General features: G+C 63.7%; 3 protein-coding genes. 1 reads left to right on the forward strand and 2 read right to left on the reverse strand.

All coding sequences use genetic code 11. The features are described 5' to 3' along the window. Together EOA60_RS39915 and mnmE are read right to left on the reverse strand one after the other, a co-directional pair. Window positions 1–85 (reverse strand): FAD-dependent oxidoreductase (locus EOA60_RS39915; RefSeq protein WP_348632717.1); only part of this gene is annotated, 85 nt, incomplete at its 3' end. Between the two features lie 386 nt (window positions 86–471). Next, a complete protein-coding gene (mnmE, locus tag EOA60_RS22215; RefSeq protein ID WP_095825111.1) occupies window positions 472–1,785 on the reverse strand; it encodes a tRNA uridine-5-carboxymethylaminomethyl(34) synthesis GTPase MnmE in 1,314 nt (437 codons plus the stop codon). Between the two features lie 110 nt (window positions 1,786–1,895). Here mnmE and EOA60_RS22220 point away from each other — a divergent pair, with 110 nt between their 5' ends. Beyond that, window positions 1,896–3,914 (forward strand): thioredoxin domain-containing protein, encoded by a 2,019-nt coding sequence (locus EOA60_RS22220; protein WP_095825110.1) that lies wholly within the window; start codon window positions 1,896–1,898, stop codon window positions 3,912–3,914. The last annotated feature ends 78 nt before the right edge of the window (window positions 3,915–3,992 follow it).

Consider the following 3,992-nt stretch of genomic DNA (forward strand, 5'->3'; position numbering starts at 1 on the left):
GGGCGCCGGCGCGCGCAGCCGCGCCCGCCGCTTCGCATCCGGCATGGCCGCCGCCCACCACCACCACGTCATAGTGATCGGTCATTGCAAGAATCCGTTTCAGAGATGCTTTGACACATGTCCCCGCCAGCCTCCGCTGTCAAGGAGCAGTCCGTTGCGGAGGTGATCGCCGGGAATGGGCTGCGTGCAGTAGTCTGCCTGTCCGACCTCGTCCCGAAGGAAGGAAGGCGCTTATCCCACGGACGATTTTTCACTTCTCAAGCGCTGCGAATCAGCGCTGTTGCTTTAGTGGCCAGCCGTCCTCGCCTTCTACGAGGCAGGCAATGAGGGGCAGCGCCGTTTGGCCCTTGATCTATTGGCACGCCACGCGTCTGGAGCCGGACTCGTTTCACGTGAAACACCCATCCGCCAACATCCTGTCGCTGTTTCACGTGAATCATCCGCCCGCAACCGCCCCGCGTTTCACGTGAATCACTTGCCAATGCAGAACTGCGAAAAGATGACGTCGAGCATATCCTCGACATCGACGGCGCCGATAATACGCCCAAGCCGGTCCGTGGCCACCCGCAACTCTTCCGCGCGCAGCTCCAGGCTTTGCCCCGACAGCGCCGCCGAGAGAAAATCCTTCGCCTCCTCCAGCAGCTCGATATGGCGGAGCCTCGACGGCAAGATCTCACCGGCCCCTCCGACTGCGGCAGCGGCGCGACCCGCAATCTCGTCCAGCAGTTCCGAAATTCCGGTACCTTCCTTGGAAGAGATGGCCACATCATAGGCCCCTCTACGCGCTCCCATGAGATCGGTTTTGGTCCCGATCCTCAGGAGCGGAACACCTGTCGGAACCGCGCCGACGGGCTGTGGATCGACCATATCCTCCAGCAGCAAAACCAGGTCCGCGCCACCGGCCTTGGCACGCGCTCGTTCGATGCCGATCGTCTCCACCTTGCCGGCGGCCTCGCGCAGGCCTGCCGTATCGACGACCCGAACTCTCATCCCGTGGAGGTCCAGCACCACCTCCAGCAGGTCGCGCGTGGTGCCCGGCTCGTCGGTGACGATTGCCGCCTCGCGTTGGGCCAGGGCGTTGAACAGACTGGACTTGCCGGCATTCGGCGCGCCGAGGATGACGACCTCGAAGCCATCGCGAATGATCTCGGCCGCCTTGAACCCCTGAATATGGCGTTCGATCTCGTCGGCCATCGCCGCCACATCGGTCCAGACCGCCTTCGAGACCGAACCCGGCACATCCTCCTCCTCAGCGAAGTCGATTTCCGCCTCGATCATTGCCCGGGCATGGATCAACCGCCGGCGCCACCCCGAATAGAGCTCGCTCTGCGCGCCCTCGGCGTTACGCACGGCAAAGCGTCGCTGCGCCTCCGTCTCGGCATTGACGAGGTCCGCCAGCGCCTCGGTCTCGACCAGATCGAGCTTGCCGTTGAGAAAGGCGCGCCGCGTGAATTCGCCAGGCTGGGCATGTCTGACGCCGGCAAAGCCGGTGAGCGTTTCCAGCATTTTTGCCGCAACGGCGCGGCTGCCGTGTACATGGAACTCGCCAACGTCCTCGCCGGTGAAGCTGCTAGGTCCGGGAAAGAACACGACAAGCCCGTGATCGATGACCGAACCGTCCGGTGCCATCAGCTTGCGCAAAGTGGCAAAGCGATCCTTAATACCGCCGCCGGCAATCGTTTCGAGTACGAATCGAGTCTTCGGGCCGGAGATGCGGATCACGGCGATGCCGGCGGGCAGGCGACCGCTCGAAAGCGCTACGATAGATTCCTTCGAGGTTGCCATTTGCCCGACCTGCCGAACCACCCTAGGTATCTTGTTTCAGGCGCCGTTCCGGACGTCAGCCGTAGCTTTCCCGGAATTGCCTGCTCATCAACGAAGCCGAGCCGCTCATTGTGACCTTGCCCGCGCGAAACCTGCTTGCCGAAGAGGCCAGCCCCTATCTGCAGCAGCACAGCGACAATCCCGTGCATTGGCGGGGCTGGTCGCCGGACGCCCTTGCCGAGGCGAAGGAACTCGGACGGCCGATCCTGCTGTCCATCGGCTATGCCGCCTGCCACTGGTGCCATGTCATGGCCCATGAAAGCTTCGAGAACGATGCCGTCGCCGCCGTCATGAACCGCCTCTTCGTCAATATCAAGGTCGATCGCGAGGAGCGCCCGGATATCGACCAGATCTACATGGCGGCACTCCATGCCATGGGCGAGCAGGGCGGCTGGCCGCTGACCATGTTCCTCACCCCCGATGGCAAGCCTTTCTGGGGCGGCACCTATTTCCCGCGCGAGGCGCGCTATGGACGGCCGGGCTTTGTCCAGGTGCTGGAGGCGGTCGACAAGGCCTGGCGCGAGAAGCAGGAGAGCCTTGGCCAAAGCGCCGACGCGCTGACCACCCATGTCGAGCAGCGGCTGGCCGGCGCGAAGGGAAAGGCGGTGCTCGACCGCGGCACGCTTGCCGATCTCGCCGGCCGCATCGAGGACATGGTCGACGGCGATCTCGGCGGCTTGCGCGGCGCGCCGAAATTCCCCAACGCGCCCTTCATGCACAGTCTGTGGCTGTCCTGGCTGCGCGACGGCCAGACCGCCCATCGCGACGCCGTGCTCATCAGCCTGCAAAAAATGCTCGCCGGCGGCATCTACGACCATGTCGGCGGCGGTCTCAGCCGTTACTCGACCGATGCCGAATGGCTGGTCCCGCATTTCGAGAAGATGCTTTACGACAACGCCCAGCTCATCCGCATGTGCAATTGGGCCTTCGCGGCAACAGGCAATGAGTTGTTTCGCAAGCGAATCGAGGAAACCGTGGCCTGGCTGCTGCGGGAAATGCGCGTCGAGGGCGGCGCCTTCGCCGCCAGCCTCGATGCCGATAGCGAAGGCGCGGAGGGGTTGTTCTACACCTGGAGCGCGGAAGAGGTTGAAGCCGCACTCGGTGCTGATTCCGCTCGCTTCTTCCAATATTTCGAGCTCGCCGCTCCGCATGGCTGGGAAGGCAAGCCCATCATCCGCCACAGCGAGGCACAGCAGCGCCAGGGGATCAGCGATGACGCTCAGCTCGCAGCGCTGAAGGCGAAATTGCTAGCTGCCAGAGAAAATCGCGTCAGGCCCGGCCGCGACGCCAAGGCGCTTACCGATTGGAACGGATTGATGATTGCGGCCCTCGCGGAAGCGGGCCGCTCCTTCGGGCGAGCCGACTGGGTGGACGCCGCCGTCAAGGCCTTCGCCCACATCGTCGAAGCCAGCAAGGACGGCCGCCTGCCGCATTCGATGCTCGGCGACAAGAAGCTTTTCCCGGCGCTGTCGAGCGACTATGCCGCCATGACCAACGCGGCGATCGCGCTGTTCGAGGCAACCGGCAGTTCTGCCTATATGGACCATGCCCGGCAGTTCATCGATCGGCTCGACCGCTGGCATCAGGATCCTGAAAAGACCGGCTATTATCTGACGGCGTCCGACAGCGTCGATGTGCCGATCCGTATCCGCGGCGATGTCGATGAGGCAATCCCCTCCGCCACCGGCCAGATCGTCGAGGCGCTGGTCCGGCTCTCGTCCCTTACCGGCGATCACGATCTTTGGGCAAAGGCATGGACGACAGCCGAACACGCCATGGGTCGCGCCGCGCAGCAAGCCTACGGCCAGGCCGGCATCATCAACGCGTGCGCGCTGGCGCTCGAACCGCTGAAGCTCGTCATCATAGACAAGCTTGATTCCTCAAGCCTTGTTCCGGTGGCGAATCGAAGTTCCGATCCACGCCGGGTCGATGTCGTACTGCCCATCGGTACGGAAGCGAATCAACCGCTTTTGCCGGGCGGCGTACTGCCGCCGACGGACAAGCCGGGAGCCTGGTTCTGCAGCGGACAGACATGCCTGCCGGCGGTTACGGATGCGGGCGAGTTGGAGAAGCTGTTGCGGCGGGAATAAACAGCTTCGTCTCCTCGGTTTGACCCAGGATCTATGTCGCGGCGCTTCCGACGAATGCCGCGGTGCGGAATTCTGCAC

This window comes from Mesorhizobium sp. M1A.F.Ca.IN.020.06.1.1 (assembly GCF_004023265.1).
Taxonomy (GTDB): Bacteria; Pseudomonadota; Alphaproteobacteria; order Rhizobiales; family Rhizobiaceae; genus Mesorhizobium.